Source organism: Roseibium sp. AWQ4_290, assembly GCF_056160985.1.
On the sequence record NZ_JBSWYG010000006.1, the window covers coordinates 1 to 18,198 of the forward strand.

Consider the following 18,198-nt stretch of genomic DNA (forward strand, 5'->3'; position numbering starts at 1 on the left):
ACCGTGCCGTTGAAACGCCTCGCCGCCGTCGCCGGAAACCACATCCACAACTTATGCGACATAACCCGACTGCTAAATCCAAACGACAGGGTCGACAAACAAAATCCGGAAAATCAATTCCAATTCAATTTTCCCGGACAGTAGTGCAAGGACACCTTGTCATTATGTGAAATTATGACCAGATCCGCCAGAGTTCCGCGGGGAGTTTATGCTCAGCGTCTTTTGCCAAAGCCCGTTTTGCCGCCTGTCGGGGCCGGCTGGGGGCGGCCGCTGTCTGCCGCACCGGGGGCTTCTGCGGAGGCGGCCGGGTCTTCCTGCTGGTCGCGCAGAAAATTTGCGTCATCCTGAAGAGCGGTTTCAGAGGGTTTCAGGGTTTGAAAGCGCTGCTGGGTCACCTGGCGCTTTTCTCCGGTAAACATGACACCGCAGCGCAGGCCTTCTTCCCAGCGGCGCTCACAAGCCACTTCATAGTCTTCCAGATCGATAAAGAGTTCGAATTCCTTGGGCAGAATGTAAGGCTGCTCGAATTCCAGCATCGCGCCGCCATCGGACAGATTGCGCACAACGCAGGGAATGGACCTCAGGCCATTTTGAAAAACCATTTTCCCCTTCTTGTAAACGCGCGCCCGGCGCTCACGAGGGAGAAACTGTTCTTCTGTGTCTGCCGCGGTGTCTTGCGGGGCGGGAGTGACGTTGGTCATGGTGTTCTCGCATCGTTTCGATGAAGCGGTCAGCCTTTCTGCAGGATCAAGTCTAGGCGCTACGCCTTGCCAAGAAATGAATCCAAAGCAGTCAATGCTGTCTAAATGACAGAAAGGCCCGAAATTCCTATGCCGGGTTAATATGTCATTTCTAATATTTCAGCGCAGTGTTTTGAGGACTGTTTTCAGGAGATATGTAATTTAAGGTAAAAGCTTACAATTTAACTAAATTTCAAAGGGCTGCCTGCGGACTGGAGTGGTTTGGATCCGGTCGGTATCGAGCTGGTTGCGGTCCCAGCCGGCGTCTCTTACTCTTGCCGAAGTGGGAAGAGCGCCTGGCAGCTTCGAAAAAGGGCCCACCGCCAGCTCCTTTGCGGCCTTTCAGGTCTTGCCGGGGCCAAAGGACGGAGAAACCGGAACAATCACCTTTCTGACGGTGCAAGGCACCGGATGCATTTCCTTTTCCGGTGCATTCGTGGAACGCCATTTCTTGAATTGAGGCACGGGTTCCCGCTACTACGGTGCCTCAAGACCGCCGGGCGCTTCTGCCGGGCGCCGCCGCAACAAAAGCTTGATCCGCCGGGGGGCGGGCCAGCAGCCAGAGGTATTTATGACCGACAACCAGATTTCCGTCCTGATTGAGCTTGCACTGCGCGCCGGTGAAGAAATCCTCAAGATCTATGCCGAGCCGTTCGAGGTGGAAAACAAGCAGGACGGCTCTCCGGTCACCAAGGCCGATGCCGCGGCAGAAAAGATCATTCTGGCAGGCTTGGCCGATGCTTTCCCGGACATCCCCGTCGTTGCGGAAGAAGCGGTGGAGGCGGGCAATCTGCCAGCCGTTGGCAGGCGCTATTTTCTGGTGGACCCGCTGGATGGCACCAAGGAATTTTTGAAAAAGAATGGCGAATTCACCGTCAATATCGCGCTTGTGGAAGACGGAAGCCCGGTCTTCGGCGTGGTGTCTGCACCTGCCCTTGGCGATATTTTCTGGGGGGGGGGCGGATCCGGATCTTCTGATGGGGCGGTGGACAGCAAGGGCCGGAAGGCCTTCCGGGCCCGGATCGAGGCTGGCGGTATCACCGGAGCGGAGGCCATTTGCGTGCGTCAGCCGCCTGCTGAAGGGCTCAGCGTCCTGGCCAGCCGCTCGCACCTGTCGCAAGAGACAACCGCATTGATCAGCAGGCTGAATGTGGCGGAGCGCCTGTCCGTCGGCTCGTCTTTGAAACTGTGCTGGGTGGCGGCCGGGCAGGCGGATCTCTATCCGCGCCTTGCCCCGACCATGCAATGGGATATTGCCGCTGGAGATGCGGTGGTGAGAGCGGCCGGCGGGGCGGTTGTTTTTGCAGAAACCGGCGCGGATTTTGTCTACCGGGTGCCGGAAAATGCGGTGAAGGACGATCTGCGCAATCCGCATTTCATCGCAGTGAGTTCGCGGGCGCTGCTGCCCCAACCGGCCGCCGCCGTTTGAGCAGGCCGCCAGAAGCAAAGAAACAGTCCAGAGAAAGCCGGTGCGCCGGCCGAAACGGAAAACAAGACCATGAACATGCAATCGAACGGGATCACGCCTGAGCGCCTCAGCAATCTGAAGCGGCTGGAAGCGGAAAGCATACACATCATCCGGGAAGTGGCGGCCGAGTTCTCCAACCCGGTGATGCTTTATTCCATCGGCAAGGATAGTGGCGTCATGCTGCATCTGGCCATGAAGGCGTTTTACCCGTCCAAGCCGCCCTTTCCGCTGCTTCATGTGGACACGACCTGGAAATTCCAGGACATGATCCGTTTCCGGGATGAAACGGCCAAGCGTCTCGGGCTTGATCTGCTGGTCCATACCAACCCGGAAGGGCTGGAAAAGAACATCAATCCATTTGATCACGGCTCCTCCGTTCACACCCACATCATGAAGACGGAAGCCTTGAAACAGGCGCTCGACAAATACGGCTTTGACGCGGCTTTTGGCGGGGCGCGGCGCGATGAGGAAAAATCGCGGGCCAAGGAGCGGGTGTTCTCCTTCCGAAATGCCAATCACGGCTGGGACCCGAAAAATCAGCGGCCTGAATTGTGGAACCTTTACAATGCCCGGGTGGCCAAGGGAGAGAGCATCCGTGCGTTTCCGCTGTCCAACTGGACCGAACTGGACATCTGGCAATATATCCTGACCGAGAACATCCCGATGGTACCGCTTTACCTGGCCGCCAAGCGCCCGGTCGTGGAGCGGGACGGCATGCTGATCATGGCCGATGATGACCGCATGAAGCTGCTGCCCGGCGAAGTCCTTCAGGAAAAGATGGTCCGGTTCCGCACCCTCGGCTGTTATCCGCTGACCGGCGCCATTGAATCGGATGCCGACACGCTGCCGGCCATTGTCCGCGAGATGCTGATTGCCCGCACCTCCGAGCGTCAGGGCCGCCTGATCGACAAGGATGAGAGCGCGTCCATGGAAAAGAAAAAGCGGGAAGGATATTTCTAAGATGACGACCAAGGTTCAGGACGCCGCTGAAACGGCAGTCACCGATTATATCCTCGCCCAGGAGACCAAGGACCAGCTGCGCTTTCTCACCTGCGGTTCGGTGGATGACGGCAAGTCGACCCTGATCGGCCGCCTGCTCTACGACACCAAGCTGATTTTTGAGGACCAGCTGGCCGCTCTGGAGCGGGATTCGCGCAAACACGGCACGGTTGGCGAAGATATTGATCTGGCGCTGCTGGTGGACGGGCTGGAGGCAGAGCGCGAGCAGGGCATCACCATTGATGTGGCCTACCGGTTCTTTGCCACCGACAAGCGGAAATTCATTGTCGCCGACACGCCGGGGCACGAGCAATACACCCGGAACATGGCGACCGGTGCGTCGACAGCGGACCTTGCCGTGCTTCTGGTGGATGCCCGCAACGGGCTGATGGTACAGACCCGGCGCCACGCTTTTATTGCCTCGCTGCTCGGCATCCGCCATGTGGTGCTGGCGGTCAACAAGATCGATCTTGTCGGCTATTCCGAGTCCCGCTTCAATGAAATCCGCAAGGAATTCGAAGTCTTTGCCAATGGCTTTGATTTTGAGACCCTTATGGCCATCCCCATGTCCGCCCGTTTTGGCGACAACGTGTCGGCCAGGGGTGAACACATGGACTGGTACAAAGGCCCGACCCTGCTGGACCATCTGGAAACGGTTGAGGTGGGCGAACAGGCGCTGGAAGCCCCGTTCCGCTTTCCCGTACAATGGGTAAACCGGCCCAATCTCGACTTCCGCGGCTATTCCGGCACCATTGCCAGCGGCCGGGTGTCTCTGGGGGACGAGCTGGTGGTGGCCGGTCCGGCGAAACTCTCCAAGGTGAAAGCGATTGTCGGCGCCAGTGGCGAGGTTTCCGAAGCGCGCGCGGGCGAGGCGGTGACGATCACCCTTGAAGATGAAATCGACATTTCCCGGGGGGATCTTCTGTCCTCCACGGCCCACCGGCCGGAAGTGGCGGACCAGTTCGCCGCCCATGTGATCTGGATGAATGACGAGCCGCTCCTGCCGGGCCGCCCCTATCTGTTGAAGATCGGGACGCGCACGGTGACGGCGACCGTCTCGGAGATCAAACACAAGATCAATGTGAACACCTTTGAACATGTGGCGGGCAAGACCCTTGAACTGAACGAGATTGCCTTCTGCAATTTCGCTCTGTCCGCTGCCGTGCCTTTTGACCCTTATGAGGAAAACCGGTCCACGGGCTCCTTCATCCTGATCGACCGCATGTCGAATGCCACCGTTGGCGCCGGGATGATCTGGTTCGCGCTGCGCCGGGCCAGCAACATTCATTGGCAGGACCTTGATATCGACAAGACTGCCCGCTCGGAAAAGCTTGGCCAGAAACCGGCGGTGCTGTGGTTTACCGGGCTTTCAGGCTCGGGCAAGTCCACCATCGCCTCAATCGTGGAAAAGAAACTCCATATCGATGGCCGCCATACCTACACGCTGGACGGCGACAATGTCCGCCACGGCCTCAACAAGGATCTTGGCTTTACCGATGCGGACCGGGTGGAAAATATCCGCCGTGTCGGCGAGGTGGCGCGGCTCTTTACCGATGCCGGGCTGATCACTCTCGTGTCCTTCATCTCGCCGTTCCGCTCCGAGCGCCGTCTGGCCCGGGATCTGATGGGAGAGGGGGAATTCATCGAGGTGTTTGTCGATACCCCCATCGAGATCTGCCGCCAGCGGGACCCGAAAGGCCTCTATGCCAAGGCCGACCGGGGCGAGATCAAGAATTTTACCGGCATCGACAGCCCCTATGAAGCACCGGAAAGCCCGGAAATCCATCTGCGCAATGTGGACCGGGACCCGGACGAAATCGCCGAAGAGGTGATCGCCTATCTGCGTGAGCGCGGCTTCCTGAAAAGCTGACACGCCGTTTCAAGGCCGATTGCGGACGGGGAGGGAACGGCCGTTCTCTCCCCGGTTCCGTTCTGGCGTTCGCGGAGGCGATGTCACATAATCCAAGAGAATTACCGGTCGCCGGGATTTGCCGTTGCCCGGGGCCCCGAAGCCCTTTAAAGACGCCTTCGACGCATTCAATTCAGTGACAGGATGACGGGCGCAGATGAAAACTGTACTGGTAACCGGCTCCGCAGGCTTTATCGGATATTTTCTGTGCACGCGTCTTCTTGAGGACGGTTTCAGGGTCATTGGTCTCGATGCCATGACCGACTATTATGACGTCCGGCTGAAAGAGCGCCGCCAGCAGATGCTTCTGCAGAACGAGCATTTCAAGGCGGTGAACGATCGGATCGAAACACCGGATCTGCTCATGTCCCTGTTCCGCACAGAGGCTCCGGATTTTGTAATCCATCTGGCTGCCCAGGCGGGGGTGCGCTACTCAATTGAAAATCCGCGCTCCTATCTGGACAGCAATATTTGCGGCACGTTCGAGCTTCTGGAAGCGGCCCGGGCCCATCCGCCGGAGCATATGCTGCTGGCCTCCACTTCCTCCGCCTATGGGGCCAACACCCACATGCCCTATACGGAGACCGACAAGGCCGACCATCAGGTGTCGTTTTATGCGGCCACCAAGAAGGCGACCGAGGCCATGGCGCATTCCTATGCGCATCTCTACAGCCTGCCGGTCACCATGTTCCGGTTTTTCACCGTCTATGGCCCCTGGGCCCGGCCGGACATGGCCCACCACAAATTCGCAAAGGCCATTCTCGAGGGCCGCCCCATCGACGTCTATAATTATGGCGACATGCGGCGCGACTTCACCTATGTGGAAGATCTGGTTGAGGGCATCCGCCTGCTCATGGACGCCGTGCCTGTGCGCCCGCAGGAGGGGGAAGAAGTGCCCGAGGGCGACAGCCTATCCCCGGTGGCGCCCTGGCGGATCGTCAATATCGGCAACTCCAAAAGCGTCCGGTTGACCGACTTTATCGACGCCATTGAAGCTGCAACCGGGCGGAAAGCGGAGCGCAATCTGATGCCGATGCAGCCTGGTGATGTTGTGGCCACCTGGGCGAATGCGGATCTTCTGCATCGGCTGACCGGTTACTCCCCCAAGACGTCCGTTCAAGAAGGCGTGGCAAAATTTGTGGCCTGGTACCGGGACTATTATCGGGTCTGAGACCTGCGTGGTCCCAGCGCGCCCAAAGTGATGCCCGCCAGCCGTTTCCTGAACCGATCAGCTTCCGGCAGGCGGCTGGCAGACATCAACCCACTCAGCGCCGGTAATGTCGGCCATGCGTTGCGGCGGGATCTTCACGGCGGCGTTTGTGGCTCCGGCGGCGGGGATGACGATGTCAAAATCCTTCAGCGAGATATCACAATAGACCGGCAGCGCCTGGGCGAGCCCAAACGGGCAGACCCCGCCGACCGGATGCCCGGTCAGGGTTTCCACCTCTTCCAGAGACAGCATCTTGATCTTGCCGCCAAAGGCGGCCTTGGCCTTCTTGTTGTCCAGGCGGGCATCGCCACGGGCCACGAGCAGAAAGATCCTGTCCTTGAGCTGAAAAGACAGGGTTTTGGCAATTTGCCCCGGGGCCACACGATGGGCTTTGGCAGCAAGATCAACCGTTGCGCTGCTTTCGTCAGTCACGATGATCTCAAGATCCGGGGCGGCCGTGGCCAGATGGGAACGGACACTTTCAAGGCTCATGGGGTCTGTCTCACTCCTGATGTGGGGAATACACGTTTTGGGGGATGTGGAAGGGTAAACATATCAACAGGTGTGAAAACGATTTGTGCATATGATTAAAAACCACCTGTTGCAATTTAAGGAAGCATTCATACTGTTTTTAAACGTGCGTTAAATGAGAAGGCCTTATTGCTTATGAAGAACGTAGCAGAGCAATACGTTTTCGCGTTTAGAAGAGCGCCACATGCCAAGGAATGCCCAGATGGCCAGAGCCATGACAACCGCTGAAGAAGTTCGCGATCCGCGTTTGAACGGAACCGAACGGGTTGTCTTGCAGCCGCGTGCGGGCGGGGAGGCCACCTTTGGGCTTCTGCTGGCCAAGAACGTTCTGGTCTGGGGGTCTGTCTCCTTAAGCCTTTATGGCCTCTATTCGTTGTTCTCCCTTTTTTGATCACGCTGCGCCAGAGCCCAGCCTGCAAAGACTGTTCCGTTTGAAGCCGGACCCCAACGTCCGTGTCTTTCGACGTCGGCATGCGCTGCGCCACACCCATCATTCCGACCTCATCAGATAGGTCTCCATCACTTGAATTTGGTCTCAGCCGGAGCCGTGTGTGCCGGTGCCGTTTGTGCCAGAGGCCGCATCCGGCGCCAGCCGGCTGGCGCCAAAGTGATGGCCTGGCCGGAAAGTCTCCGGCAGCGCAAAAGATGCCTGTGTGCCGGTGAGTTCAAAGACAAAACACTCGGCAATAAGATGGGCAATCCCGAAGGAAATCTTGAAGCCCCCGGTTGCCACATATAGGCGCTCAAAGCCTGGCAGGGTCCCAACCAGCGGATCCCGCTTGTTGCAGCGCGGGCGAATGCCTGCCCATTCGTCCAGAACGGCCCGCCCGGTCAGGTCAGGACAGAAGGCGCTGGCTCTGGCAATCAGCTCAGCGGTGCGCTCCGCAGACGGTCGGGTATCTTCAAAGGTCCGGTCCGACGTACTGCCAACCGCGACCGTGCCATCGTCGTGGGGCACCACATAGAGCCCGTCGCAATAGATTGCAGGCCGGTCCTCCAGGCCAGAGCCATCGAGAAGAAGGGCCTGGCCTTTCTCGCCGCGCCCGATCTGCTCGCCGGTCAGCTGTTCAATCAGGGCGAAGGTGTGAAAGCCGCCGCTTAAGACCAGATGCCGGGCAGCGATGGGCGGGTGCCCGTCCAGCAGCACAAGGCCGCCATCCTCATCGAACCCGGTGACCTTTGTGCCCTCCCTCAACACGCCCCGGGCGGACACAAAGGTTGCAAGGGCGGCAAGATAGGCGCGCGGGGACACCCGCGCGGCCAGGGTTTCATAGACGATGCCATGGGGGGCGGCTTGCGCACTCAGCCAGTCCGAGCGGCTTCCAGCCGGCTCCACCTGATAGGAAAAGCCGGTGTCTTGCGGCCGCCAGCGCAGCTTGCTTTCCTCCGCGCGCTCCAGATGGTGCTCCAGTTTGTCCTGCGTTGTCAGCGGCAGGAGGCGTCCGCAGCGCTTATAGCCGCAGGAAAGCCCGGTCTCCGCTTCCAGGGCAGCGATGTGAGCGTCCAGGGATGCGAGGGCCTGGAACTGGAATTCTTTTTTGGGGTTCCAGCGGGCAGGCATGTGCGGCATCAGAGCTCCCAGCAAACCGCCGCTGGACCCGGCGCCCACCTTGTCCGCCTCCAGAACAATCACCCGCAAGCCGTGCTGGAGCGCCCGGTGGGCGATGGACAGGCCGAAAATTCCGGCACCGGCAATGGCAAGATCAAACGGGGCGGCAGCGTCAGGCGCCATGGCAGGGGCAGTCCTCAGGATTGATTGGCTCGCGCGGTTCTCTTATGAGATGTGACCACGCTTGGCAAAGGAATTGATGTGGACCGCACATGACCAGGGAAACGGCACCCACGCTTGAATGGCTGCAGGGCGATGTTCCGCGAGCGCCGGACTTTGACGACACCTATTTTTCAAAGGCGGGTGGGCTGGAAGAAACCCGTCATGTGTTTTTGGCCGGAAACCGGCTGCCAGAACGGCTGGAGGGGCGCAGTGCCTTCACGATTGCCGAATTCGGCTTCGGAACGGGCTTGAATTTTCTCACGACGCTGGACGCGTTGGCAGTGGCAGGCCTGAAAACCAGGGTCTGCTTTGTCTCCTTTGAGCTTTATCCGTTCACACGGGACCAGTTGACACGCGCGCTGGGGGCATTTCCCGAGCTTGCCGCACTGACGGCCCAGCTTGTGGAGTGCTGGGCACCGCAGCCGGGATGGTGCCGGATGGAGATTGCCGGAGCGGAGCTTTTGCTCGGAGTCGGCGATGCCCGTGAGCTGATATCGGATCTTGTTCTGGTGCGGGAAGCAACGGCCTCAGGAGTGCCCTCCGGCGCTGTCGTGATCCCGCCCGTGGATGCCTGGTATCTGGACGGGTTCAGCCCGGCCAGAAACCCGGAACTCTGGGGGGACGCGCTTCTGGCCAAAACCGCGGCTCTGACCGCCGAAGACGGGACGCTTGCGACCTATACAGCGGCTGGCTGGGTGCGCCGCAATCTTCAGGCGGCCGGATTTGCCGTGGAGAAGAAACCGGGCTTTGCAGGCAAACGGGAAATGGTCGTGGGCTGGAAGATGGCAGACAAGACCTTTCGTTTTCGGGAGATAAAATGATGTCGGGAAACCACACATGCACAGTCCTGGGCGTGCTTGTGCCGGTCCTTGTTTTGCCAGCTCTTTGTGGGGAGGCCGCAGGGGCAGCCGACTTCGATCCGGCCCCTGTTGCACATGTGGTTGCGGAGGCTGAAGCGCGTCTGGGCGCCCGGGTTGGCGTGTCAGTCATTGAGACACATTCCGGCGGCACCTGGTCCCATCGAGGTGGGGAACGTTTTCCCACAAACAGCACGTTCAAGACCTTTTTGTGTGCGGCCTTGCTGGAGGCGTCGGAGAGCGGAGCCGTGGATCTTGAAGACGCGGTTTCCATTCAGCAAAGCGATATTGTTTCCTATTCGCCGGTAACAGAAAAACGGGTCGGCGGCGCTCCTGTCACGCTTGAGGACTTGTGCAGGATCACGGTAACGGTCAGCGACAACGGGGCGGCCAATCTGGTCATGAAGGCGGTCGGTGGGCCCAAGGGGGTGACAGCCTATCTGCGCGCGATCGGCGACTCGGCAACGCGGGTGGACCGCTGGGAACCGGATTCCAACAGCGGCATTCCTGGAGATGACCGGGACACGACCACACCGGACGCCGCTGCGCGCAGCCTGCAAAGTCTTGTTCTGGGGAGTGCCCTGCCGGAGGCTGCGCGGGCAAAGCTCACCGGCTGGCTGGAAGGCAACACAGTTGGCAACGCAACCTTGAGAGCCGGGCTGCCAAAGGACTGGCGCATCGCCGACAAGACCGGTGCGGGCCAGAACGGATCGCGCAACAACATTGCCGTCATCTGGCCGCAAGGACGGGCTCCGGTGGTGATCGCGATCTATATCACCCAGACGCAGGCGAGTTTTAACGACCGCAACAAGGCGATTGCCGAGATCGGGGCTGCGCTGGCTGAGAGCCTGACACGGCCCTGATACATAGCGTAATTGCGGTGATCCGGGGCATGGGAATCCGTGCCCCGGGGGCCGTCATGTCATTTCCGGAACAGGAGTGATAGCGGTGCCATTGGCAAACCAGCTTTTCAGATTGTCCACCACAAGCTGGCCCATGGCATTGCGCGTTGCCTGGGATGCAGATCCTACATGGGGCAGAACGGTCACCCGGGGCAGGTGCAGCAGGGCCTCTGGAACCTCCGGTTCGTGTTCGAAAACATCCAGCCCGGCGCCCAGAATGGTGCCGTCTTCCAGTGCCATGATCAAGGCCGATTCGTCAATCACAGAGCCCCGGCCGACATTGATGACAATGCCGTTTGGCCCGAGCGCGTCCAGAACTTCGGCATTCACCGCGTGGTGGGTCTGGGCGCTGCCGGGAGCGACCACCATCAGCGTATCACAGGCGGCCGCCATATCCCGCAAACTGGCGTGGTAGGGATAGGCAATGCCGTCCTGCTGCGTACGGCCGTGATAGTGGATGGTCAGGCCGAAACTTTCGGCCCGTTTGGCAATGGCCTTGCCGATCCGGCCCAGGCCGAAAATGCCAAGCGTGCGGCCCTGCAAGGTGGTCGGGGTCAGGGGATAAGCGCCTTTGCCGGTCCAATGGCCGTCCCGCAGCCAGGTCTCGGCCTGGCCGAGCTCGCGAACGGTCATCAGCAAAAGGCCAAGCGCGGTATCAGCGACTTCCTCGCTGAGGACATCCGGCGTGTGGGTGACCATCACCTTGGCATCAAGGCAGGCCTTTGTGTCGACATGGTCATAGCCGACGCCGAAACTTGCCACGATTTCCGCATTTGGAAGGGGGGCCAGAAAGGCCTCATTCACCGCCGTTCCGGTCAGGGCCACACCCCGGATCTGCGCCCCGATCTCCTTCAGGAAAGCAGCCGGGTCGGCCGCCTCATAGAGCCGGTGAACGGAAAAGGCCGCGTCTAGCTGGTCTTCCACCAGCGGCAGCATCTTCTTGGCAATCAGGATATCGGTCTTGGGCATGGGTAATCCGGAACGGCAATTACAGGTAGGTGCCTCTAGACCTTACAGATTCAGCCCTGCAAGAAAAGCCCGAATTGAGGTGGTACAGGCCTGCCGCTTGTGGTGTCTGCGAAGATTTGTGTTGCCTTCGGTGGTGCCAAATCACCAGATATATCGGAACGCTCCGCTGAAACCTTGTGTGCGGAGCGTTCCGATTGTTGTTTGCCGCAGGGCTGCGGCGCTATCTTAAACCCGCTCCAGGCCCACCCGGTCCTGTTCGGTCCAGACCATGGAGAATCGGCGCCAGCCTTCGCCCGGGATGTTGAGCTCCAGCGGGTCGAGAAGTGCGCGGTCCGGGGGGATAATGCAGCAGCCGCTATCGGACATGTTGAGAAGAAGGACCTTGAAGTCCCCGGCCGGGTCGCGCGCAGGAACCTGCTGGTTCACATCGGTGCGCGGTTGGGAGCGCCGTTCGGTCTCATCCAGCGACGCCTGGATGATGGCAGGAATTTCCTCGCGCATGGTCTGGGCGGCGGCGGCCATGGCCGTGGTCTTGTCATTCATGGCGGTGGAAAAGGCGAGGGTCTGCTGGGCAATCTGGGCGACGTCCGACATGCCCTCGGTGATGCTGCCGACCGCGCTGCCGCTGTCATTGACAATCTGGCCGAAATTCTCCGTGGTCACCCGCTGCTCTTCCGTCGCCGAAGCCACGGAGGCAGCCATTTCGCTCAGACGCCCGATGCTTTCGATGATCTTGTCGATGGAGGAGACCGCAGCCCCTGTCTTGCTTTGAATGGTGACGACCTGCTCGGAGATCTGTTCGGTGGAGCGGTTGGTCTGCTCGGCCAGTTCCTTGACTTCCGAAGCCACGACGGCAAAGCCCTTGCCGGCTTCTCCCGCCCGTGCGGCCTCGATGGTGGCATTGAGCGCCAGCAGATTGGTCTTTTCGGCAATGTCGCTGATGACAGAGACAAACTGGCCGATATTTTCCGCCGCGCTGGCCAGCTCGCCAATGGTGTCATGGGAGGAGGAGGACAAAGACACAGCCTCGGTGGTCAGTTCATGGGTCTTGTCGGTCTTCTCGGCAACCTCGCTGATCGCCGTCAGCAGGCCTTCGGACAGTTCGCCCGCCTCTTCGGAGCGCCTGTGGGTTTCCTGGGCCTGGGACAGCAGGTCATTGATCCGCTCATGAGCGCGCTCCAGCTCGGTCCGCATGTTGCCGGACTGGATTTCCACTTCGTCCGCGCTCTTGGCAATCGTGGCAATGCCCTGGTCGGTCTTGTCCTTCACGTCGGTCGCCATCATCGTCAGGGTCTCACGGCGCTGCCGGATGTTTTCCCGCTCCACCTCTTTGCGGTCTTCCTCCAGCTTGCGCATCATCAACAGCTTGTCTTTGAAGTGGCTGAAGGCCCTCGCCAGATCGGCGATTTCGTCATTGCCCTTCACGTTCACTGCGGCGGTCAGGTCATTGTCCGCCAGCCGGTTGAGGGCATCGACAACCTTGCGCAGGGGCTTGGTCACCGTCATATGGGCAATAACTGCGGAGACAAAGACACCGGCCAAGGTCGACAGCACAGCCACGATGATGAGAATGCGCACAGTGTCGCGTTCATGCTGTTCCGCCGCGCGGGTTGCTTCAAGGGTGAACCTCTCGATCTCATGCAAAAGCTCCACCAGTGTGTGGTTGAGTTTTTCTTCTTCCGCTTCAATCGTTCCGAGGAGGCCCTGTGCCTTGTCGATCTCATTGGTGCTGGCAAGAGCGATGATGTCTTCCGCGTGTTTGTCATAGATCTTGTGTTCGGTTTCGATCCGCTTAAGGGTTTCAAGCACGTGACTGATTTTGGCGCGGGTCTTGGTGTCGTAGGCGTGTTTCAGCGCTTCTTCGGCAATCCGTTCGCCTTCGAGGATTTCAGCGTCCACCAGCCTTGCATATTCAAGGAATTTCTGCTCAGCTTTCCGGCGTTGCTCGTCGATGTCCCCGGTTGCCAGACCATTCAGCCGCAGAAGCCGTTCAAAAAGGATCGATTGTTCCAATTGATGGGAGGTGATCCGGCTGATCACTTCGGTCAGGGGAATGTCGGATTCCGCGATGGTCTCCAGTTCCCTTCCGATCTTGTTCAGCTGGCTCACGCTAAAGATGGATTGGGCGATAATAACCAGACTGAGAAAGGCAACTATAGAAAGTACTTTAGCAGCAACTGAAAGACGGACGTGCATTGCTAGGGCCTCTTTGAAATTTGGCAAGAGCCAGTTTCAAATAAGATTGTACTGAGAGATGAATAAAAACTTACGGTTTTAATTTTGGGTGCAAAGCTTAATCAGAAGCTGAAGAGTATTGTAAATTATAATAATGAGTGAATTGATTCAGTTTTGTTTGCGAGTTGGTGGTTTTGACAATAATAAATTTTCACGCTTTTTGATGGTGTGGCAAATAAAATGTGTAGATAGGCTTTTTGCGTGCATTTCCCGGTCAGGATTCGGTGTCGTTTTGCCGGGTTGGCGCGCAGTAAAAGACCTTGCGGCCGGATTTGGGGCGCCGGAACTTGCTGAAAGGGCCGAAAACGTCTGACCTGTCAAAGACGGAGAGGAAACCACAGCATCTTGGATTTGAGACGGGCCCATTTGATCCCGGCGCGGGGTTGGCCGGGCGGTCGTTCCTTTTTTGGGCTGAACCGGTCGGCAACGTGTGAAGCCCATTGCCCCCGGCAGCCATTTCCCCTAAAAGTCCCGGCAGAATTCCAAAGAATCCCGTCAGTTTTCGAAAGTGGAGAAGCGGAGCCCCATGGCGCGCCAGTTCATCTATCACATGCACGGCCTCTCCAAGGCCTATAACGACAAGAAAGTCCTCGACAACATCCACCTGTCCTTCTACCCGGACGCCAAGATCGGCATTCTGGGCCCGAACGGGGCGGGTAAGTCGACGCTTTTGAAGATCATGGCCGGGCTCGACAAGGAGTATACCGGCGAGGCCTGGGCAGCTGAAGGTGCCAAGGTTGGCTATCTGCCGCAGGAACCCCAGCTCAATCCAGACAAGACGGTCATGGAAAACGTTATGGAAGGCGTGGCCCACAAACAGGCCAAGCTCGACCGCTATAACGAGCTGATGATGGACTACTCGGATGAAACCGCCGAGGAAGCCGCCCAGATTCAGGACGAAATCGACGCCCAGGACCTGTGGAACCTGGAAAGTCAGGTCGAGATGGCCATGGAAGCCCTGCGCTGCCCACCCTCCGACAGTGCGGTGGAGAACCTGTCGGGCGGGGAACGCCGGCGGGTGGCCCTGTGCCAGCTGCTTCTGTCCGAGCCGGACCTGCTGCTGCTCGATGAGCCGACCAACCACCTGGACGCGGAAACCGTGCATTGGCTGGAACGCCACCTGCGCGAGTTCAAGGGCTCTGTCCTGATCATCACCCACGACCGCTACTTCCTGGACAATGTCACCGGATGGATTCTGGAGCTCGACCGGGGTCAGGGCATCCCCTATGAAGGCAATTATTCGGTCTATCTGGAAAAGAAGACCAAGCGCATGGAGCAGGAGGGCCGCGAGAACATGGCCCGCTCCAAGGCCATTGCCCGCGAGCGGGAATGGATGGGCATGAGCCCGAAAGGCCGTCAGACCAAATCCAAAGCCCGTATCCGGGCCTTTGAGGACCTGCTGTCCGCCCAGGAAGAGCGTCAGCCGTCCATCGAGCAGATCCTCATTCCGGTTGGCGAACGGCTCGGCGCGAATGTCATTGAGGTCGAGGGTGTCTCCAAGGGCTTTGAAGACCGGCTCCTGATTGATGACCTGTCCTTCAAGCTGCCGCGCGGCGGCATTGTCGGCGTGATCGGCCCGAACGGGGCCGGGAAGTCGACCCTCTTTAAAATGCTGACCGGTCAGGAAAAGCCGGACAGCGGCAAGGTCGTTATCGGCGACAGTGTGCAGCTCGGCTATGTCGACCAGTCGCGGGATAAGCTCAGCCCGGACAAAACGGTTTGGGAAGAGATTTCCGGCGGGGCCGAGGTGATCTATCTCGACGACAAGGAAATCAATTCCCGCGCCTATTGCTCGTCCTTCAACTTCAAGGGCCCGGCCCAGCAGGCCAAGGTGGGCGACCTGTCCGGCGGTCAGCGCAACCGGGTACATCTGGCAAAGGTCCTCAAACAGGGAGCCAACGTTCTGCTTCTCGATGAGCCGACCAACGATCTGGACACGGAAACCCTCGCGGCTCTTGAAGATGCGCTGGAAAACTACGCTGGCTGCGCCGTGGTGATCTCGCACGACCGTATGTTCCTTGACCGTCTGGCCACACACATGCTGGCCTTTGAGGGCGACAGCCATGTGGAATGGTTCGAAGGCAACTTCGAGGATTATGAAAAGGACAAGGTCCGCCGCCTCGGCGCGCACGCCGCCGACCCGCGCCGGATCAAGTACAAGCCGCTGACGCGTTAATCGCGCTCAAAACTGCATAAAAAATGCTGAAAAGGGCAGCCAAGTGACTGCCCTTTTTGCGTTAGGGAAGGGCCATGTCTTTCCTGATGCGGTTTTTCAATGCCTTGTTTGCCGCCTTTGCCTGCCTCACCGGGGCGGGGGTCTGGGCACATCCCGTCTGGCCTTTGACTGTCGCCGGGCATTTTCAGGCGCAATGTGTTCTGGCCGGTCTGGGGCTAGCCGTCCTGGCCTGCATAAAGCGGCGGTTTGCCTTTGCACTCCTGGTTCTGGTGCTGGCGGCTGTATCCCTCTTGCAGATGGACCTTGGCAGCACGACCCGGTTCGTGGAACCGGGCGCCGGGAAGGGCACCCCGGTCAGGGTGGGGGCTCTCAATTTGTTCGGCCGATCCGCTGCACTGGACAGGCTGGCGCAGGAGCATGAAAAAACGGCATTTGATATTCTCATCCTGACAGAGCTTCCCGGGCCAGCGGATGCGGCCCTTCTCGCCCGGTTTCCAGGCATGGTACATGTTGCTGGCACAGCGCGTCAGGCCTTGTTCGGACGGCCAAGCGCTGTGATCCTGTCGCGCACACCCCCGGAGCATTCGAAGCGGATCCGCGTGGGGACGAACGGTTTTGCGCTGACGGTAGCTGCCTATTGTTTTGATGGACAAGCATCCTGTCTGACAGTGTTCGCCTTGCATCCACCGCCGCCATTGCGTCCGGATTATGCGACGCGCCAAAGGGCAATTCTGGAAACGCTCGCGGAAAAGGTTGCTGTGCAGAAGGGGGCCGTTCTTGTCGCGGGCGATTTCAACGCAGTCTCCTGGTCGCCTTTGATGCGGCAGTTGCAAACGCGTAGCGGGCTGAAAAAGGTCGCCTGCGGCACGCGCTGGAGCCCGACCTGGCTCGCCCCGGTCCCCGGTTTCGGACTGGAACTGGATCACCTGTTCCTGAAAGGGCCTGTCTCCGCCAGCCACTGCCACGTCGGTCCTTTCCTGGGCTCGGACCACTGGCCGCTCTTTGCCGGGATCTTGCTGAGCCGAAAGGACCCTGAACAAGCGGGAAGGGAATAGTTTCAGGCCGAGAGCACGCCGCCTCCTTTTCCAGATGATTGCAATCGAGTTCGGGAGCGGCGGAGGCAAACCGCGTCTTTTTCTTTTTCTTTGCCACCGTCAGACTCCGGTTGCATTATTTCCGTTAGGTAAAAGTGCGCGGAGGAGAGATTTATGGTGACACTTCAGACACGGATTGCAGGCGCTGTGATTGGGGCAGGGCTGTTTGCGGGTTTTGCGGCCGCAGTGGCAAAGGCACAGCCGGCCAATGGGGATCCGTCCCCGCCACCAACCTATGATTTCGTGCAGCAGGCTGGTGAGATGCAGTTCGCAGAAGGCACGCTGACGCTGTCCGGGGTGGCAGCCGGAGTTCTGTTCTTCAGTGACCGCCCCTATCGGGTTGGTGGCCAGATCTCAAATGCGGACTTTGCGGCCTTTTGGGACAAGGAGGACGGTTTCAAGGGAGACCCGCCCAATGCAGTGGTGTCGATCTTGGGGGAAACGGACAAGGCGCCTGCGCTGGTCGAACTGAACTCTGCCCAGTCAGACGGGACATCCATGCGCTATGGTGTCACGGTCCTGCGGGGGGAGCTGCCCGAAAGCGCGGCGGGTGTCGCCCTTTTTGTCGACCGCAGCGCACGGCCCTACCGCCATGGCAGGGCCGGGACTGCACCTGGGGCTGTGGGGTTCGAGCCCTATGGGCCTTATTGTTACCATGCCCCGCAGGATCCGCGGTGCCGGGCCTGGCATCATCCATACCACCCTTATTATCCTCCCTATCACCCGGTTCATCCGCCATACGGCCCTTATGGGCCCTACTACCATCCGGGGGCCTATGCGGCTGGCGTGGCGACCGGAGCGGCGATTGCGAACGCCGCAAACCGGCCACCTTATTACTATTATCCAATTCCGACAGGGCCATTGCCGCCCAATTGCTGGATCAATTCCCAGCACACCCAGATGGTCTGCACGGTCCCGCTCCAATAGGGTTCTTGCGCATGTTCTTTCGCCCTGCTGCCTGTGAGAGCGCCAGTGCTCTGGTCTCCGCCTCACCGGCCGCCAATGTTCTGGACGTGCCGCAAGTGGCGCATGCTGTCTGCGGAACTGACCGCGATTGACATGGAGATGTTCTTGAGGTCTTCGGTCAGGGCACCAAATTCCTGACCGGACGGACCGGTCCGGTCCGCCGGGATCTTGGCATTGAGCGCACTCATGCGTGAGGGGATTGACCCGCGCTGGATCTGCTTGAGAGTCGCGACAACCTTTTCCGTGTCCCAGGGGCGTTTGTCGCGGCGGCGCTGCAGCTCCTCAAGGACGTGATCGATGGTTTGCTGTGCTGTGCGGAGCGTTCCTGTCTCAAGGACAGTGTCGATCCGGGGCGAGGACAGCTTTGGAAT

The 18,198-nt window shown here is 59.4% G+C and carries 16 protein-coding genes; 10 read left to right on the forward strand and 6 right to left on the reverse strand.

Annotated features, from left to right (window positions below):
* Window positions 1-212: 212 nt before the first annotated feature.
* Window positions 213-602 carry a PilZ domain-containing protein gene (locus ACXAH0_RS07470; RefSeq protein ID WP_475190044.1) on the reverse strand — a complete coding sequence of 130 codons (390 nt, stop codon included), beginning with the start codon at window positions 600-602 and terminating at the stop codon, window positions 213-215.
* Between the two features lie 709 nt (window positions 603-1,311).
* Here ACXAH0_RS07470 and cysQ point away from each other — a divergent pair.
* The 4 genes from cysQ to ACXAH0_RS07490 all read left to right on the forward strand — a co-directional run bounded on the left by cysQ (window position 1,312) and on the right by ACXAH0_RS07490 (window position 6,287).
* Complete coding sequence (cysQ, locus tag ACXAH0_RS07475; RefSeq protein WP_475190047.1) at window positions 1,312-2,169, forward strand: 3'(2'),5'-bisphosphate nucleotidase CysQ; 858 nt, start codon at window positions 1,312-1,314, stop codon at window positions 2,167-2,169.
* A 69-nt stretch (window positions 2,170-2,238) separates the two neighbouring features.
* Window positions 2,239-3,168, forward strand: a complete 930-nt coding sequence (gene cysD, locus ACXAH0_RS07480) for a sulfate adenylyltransferase subunit CysD (protein ID WP_475183483.1) — start codon at window positions 2,239-2,241, stop codon at window positions 3,166-3,168.
* A 1-nt stretch (window position 3,169) separates the two neighbouring features.
* Window positions 3,170-5,077, forward strand: a complete 1,908-nt coding sequence (gene cysN, locus ACXAH0_RS07485; RefSeq protein WP_475183480.1) for a sulfate adenylyltransferase subunit CysN — start codon at window positions 3,170-3,172, stop codon at window positions 5,075-5,077.
* A 196-nt stretch (window positions 5,078-5,273) separates the two neighbouring features.
* Complete coding sequence (locus ACXAH0_RS07490; RefSeq protein ID WP_475190050.1) at window positions 5,274-6,287, forward strand: GDP-mannose 4,6-dehydratase; 1,014 nt, start codon at window positions 5,274-5,276, stop codon at window positions 6,285-6,287.
* A 57-nt stretch (window positions 6,288-6,344) separates the two neighbouring features.
* On the opposite strand, the gene ACXAH0_RS07495 is transcribed toward ACXAH0_RS07490, so the two are convergent.
* Window positions 6,345-6,818, reverse strand: coding sequence for a YbaK/EbsC family protein (locus ACXAH0_RS07495; protein WP_475183471.1), 474 nt, complete (start codon window positions 6,816-6,818; stop codon window positions 6,345-6,347).
* A gap of 223 nt (window positions 6,819-7,041) precedes the next feature.
* Here ACXAH0_RS07495 and ACXAH0_RS07500 point away from each other — a divergent pair, with 223 nt between their 5' ends.
* Window positions 7,042-7,248: a hypothetical protein gene (locus ACXAH0_RS07500; RefSeq protein ID WP_475183467.1), complete on the forward strand. Its 207-nt coding sequence runs from the start codon at window positions 7,042-7,044 to the stop codon at window positions 7,246-7,248.
* 144 nt (window positions 7,249-7,392) lie between these two features.
* Here ACXAH0_RS07500 and ACXAH0_RS07505 read toward each other — a convergent pair whose 3' ends face one another.
* Window positions 7,393-8,589 carry an NAD(P)/FAD-dependent oxidoreductase gene (locus ACXAH0_RS07505; protein ID WP_475190052.1) on the reverse strand — a complete coding sequence of 399 codons (1,197 nt, stop codon included), beginning with the start codon at window positions 8,587-8,589 and terminating at the stop codon, window positions 7,393-7,395.
* Window positions 8,590-8,678: 89 nt separating this feature from the next.
* Between ACXAH0_RS07505 and mnmC2 the strand changes: the two genes are divergently transcribed.
* The gene (mnmC2, locus tag ACXAH0_RS07510; RefSeq protein WP_475190053.1) at window positions 8,679-9,449 is read left to right on the forward strand and encodes a tRNA (5-methylaminomethyl-2-thiouridine)(34)-methyltransferase MnmC2; all 771 of its coding nucleotides are present in this window, start codon (window positions 8,679-8,681) and stop codon (window positions 9,447-9,449) included.
* Window positions 9,449-10,348, forward strand: a complete 900-nt coding sequence (gene bla, locus ACXAH0_RS07515; protein ID WP_475190276.1) for a class A beta-lactamase — start codon at window positions 9,449-9,451, stop codon at window positions 10,346-10,348. Before mnmC2 ends, bla begins: the two co-directional genes overlap by 1 nt.
* A gap of 54 nt (window positions 10,349-10,402) precedes the next feature.
* On the opposite strand, the gene ACXAH0_RS07520 is transcribed toward bla, so the two are convergent.
* Together ACXAH0_RS07520 and ACXAH0_RS07525 are read right to left on the reverse strand one after the other, a co-directional pair.
* The gene (locus ACXAH0_RS07520) at window positions 10,403-11,356 is read right to left on the reverse strand and encodes a 2-hydroxyacid dehydrogenase (RefSeq protein ID WP_475190055.1); all 954 of its coding nucleotides are present in this window, start codon (window positions 11,354-11,356) and stop codon (window positions 10,403-10,405) included.
* A 225-nt stretch (window positions 11,357-11,581) separates the two neighbouring features.
* On the reverse strand, window positions 11,582-13,552 hold the full coding sequence (locus ACXAH0_RS07525; protein WP_475190058.1) for a methyl-accepting chemotaxis protein: 1,971 nt from the start codon (window positions 13,550-13,552) through the stop codon (window positions 11,582-11,584).
* 565 nt (window positions 13,553-14,117) lie between these two features.
* On the opposite strand from ACXAH0_RS07525, the gene ettA reads away from it, so the two are divergent.
* The 3 genes from ettA (at window position 14,118) to ACXAH0_RS07540 (ending at window position 17,788) form a co-directional block, all read left to right on the forward strand.
* Window positions 14,118-15,767: an energy-dependent translational throttle protein EttA gene (gene ettA / locus ACXAH0_RS07530; RefSeq protein ID WP_475190061.1), complete on the forward strand. Its 1,650-nt coding sequence runs from the start codon at window positions 14,118-14,120 to the stop codon at window positions 15,765-15,767.
* Window positions 15,768-15,841: 74 nt separating this feature from the next.
* Window positions 15,842-16,822, forward strand: a complete 981-nt coding sequence (locus ACXAH0_RS07535; RefSeq protein WP_475190063.1) for an endonuclease/exonuclease/phosphatase family protein — start codon at window positions 15,842-15,844, stop codon at window positions 16,820-16,822.
* Window positions 16,823-16,975: 153 nt separating this feature from the next.
* The gene (locus ACXAH0_RS07540; RefSeq protein WP_475190065.1) at window positions 16,976-17,788 is read left to right on the forward strand and encodes a hypothetical protein; all 813 of its coding nucleotides are present in this window, start codon (window positions 16,976-16,978) and stop codon (window positions 17,786-17,788) included.
* A gap of 62 nt (window positions 17,789-17,850) precedes the next feature.
* Here the strand turns inward: ACXAH0_RS07540 and ACXAH0_RS07545 are convergent, their stop codons facing one another.
* Window positions 17,851-18,015 carry a hypothetical protein gene (locus ACXAH0_RS07545; protein ID WP_475190067.1) on the reverse strand — a complete coding sequence of 55 codons (165 nt, stop codon included), beginning with the start codon at window positions 18,013-18,015 and terminating at the stop codon, window positions 17,851-17,853.
* Window positions 18,016-18,198: the final 183 nt, after the last annotated feature.

Excerpts from the sequence above, each read along its gene's own strand:
- ACXAH0_RS07505 (WP_475190052.1), bottom strand. The coding sequence starts at position 8,589 with ATGGCGCCTGACGCTGCCGCCCCGTTTGATCTTGCCATTGCCGGTGCC.
- bla (WP_475190276.1), top strand. The coding sequence starts at position 9,449 with ATGTCGGGAAACCACACATGCACAGTCCTGGGCGTGCTTGTGCCGGTC.
- ACXAH0_RS07495 (WP_475183471.1), bottom strand. The coding sequence starts at position 6,818 with ATGAGCCTTGAAAGTGTCCGTTCCCATCTGGCCACGGCCGCCCCGGAT.
- cysN (WP_475183480.1), top strand. The coding sequence starts at position 3,170 with ATGACGACCAAGGTTCAGGACGCCGCTGAAACGGCAGTCACCGATTAT.
- ACXAH0_RS07540 (WP_475190065.1), top strand. The coding sequence starts at position 16,976 with ATGGTGACACTTCAGACACGGATTGCAGGCGCTGTGATTGGGGCAGGG.
- cysQ (WP_475190047.1), top strand. The coding sequence starts at position 1,312 with ATGACCGACAACCAGATTTCCGTCCTGATTGAGCTTGCACTGCGCGCC.
- ACXAH0_RS07520 (WP_475190055.1), bottom strand. The coding sequence starts at position 11,356 with ATGCCCAAGACCGATATCCTGATTGCCAAGAAGATGCTGCCGCTGGTG.
- ACXAH0_RS07525 (WP_475190058.1), bottom strand. The coding sequence starts at position 13,552 with ATGCACGTCCGTCTTTCAGTTGCTGCTAAAGTACTTTCTATAGTTGCC.
- cysD (WP_475183483.1), top strand. The coding sequence starts at position 2,239 with ATGAACATGCAATCGAACGGGATCACGCCTGAGCGCCTCAGCAATCTG.
- ettA (WP_475190061.1), top strand. The coding sequence starts at position 14,118 with ATGGCGCGCCAGTTCATCTATCACATGCACGGCCTCTCCAAGGCCTAT.
- ACXAH0_RS07545 (WP_475190067.1), bottom strand. The coding sequence starts at position 18,015 with ATGAGTGCGCTCAATGCCAAGATCCCGGCGGACCGGACCGGTCCGTCC.
- ACXAH0_RS07535 (WP_475190063.1), top strand. The coding sequence starts at position 15,842 with ATGTCTTTCCTGATGCGGTTTTTCAATGCCTTGTTTGCCGCCTTTGCC.
- ACXAH0_RS07500 (WP_475183467.1), top strand. The coding sequence starts at position 7,042 with ATGCCAAGGAATGCCCAGATGGCCAGAGCCATGACAACCGCTGAAGAA.
- ACXAH0_RS07490 (WP_475190050.1), top strand. The coding sequence starts at position 5,274 with ATGAAAACTGTACTGGTAACCGGCTCCGCAGGCTTTATCGGATATTTT.
- mnmC2 (WP_475190053.1), top strand. The coding sequence starts at position 8,679 with ATGACCAGGGAAACGGCACCCACGCTTGAATGGCTGCAGGGCGATGTT.
- ACXAH0_RS07470 (WP_475190044.1), bottom strand. The coding sequence starts at position 602 with ATGGTTTTTCAAAATGGCCTGAGGTCCATTCCCTGCGTTGTGCGCAAT.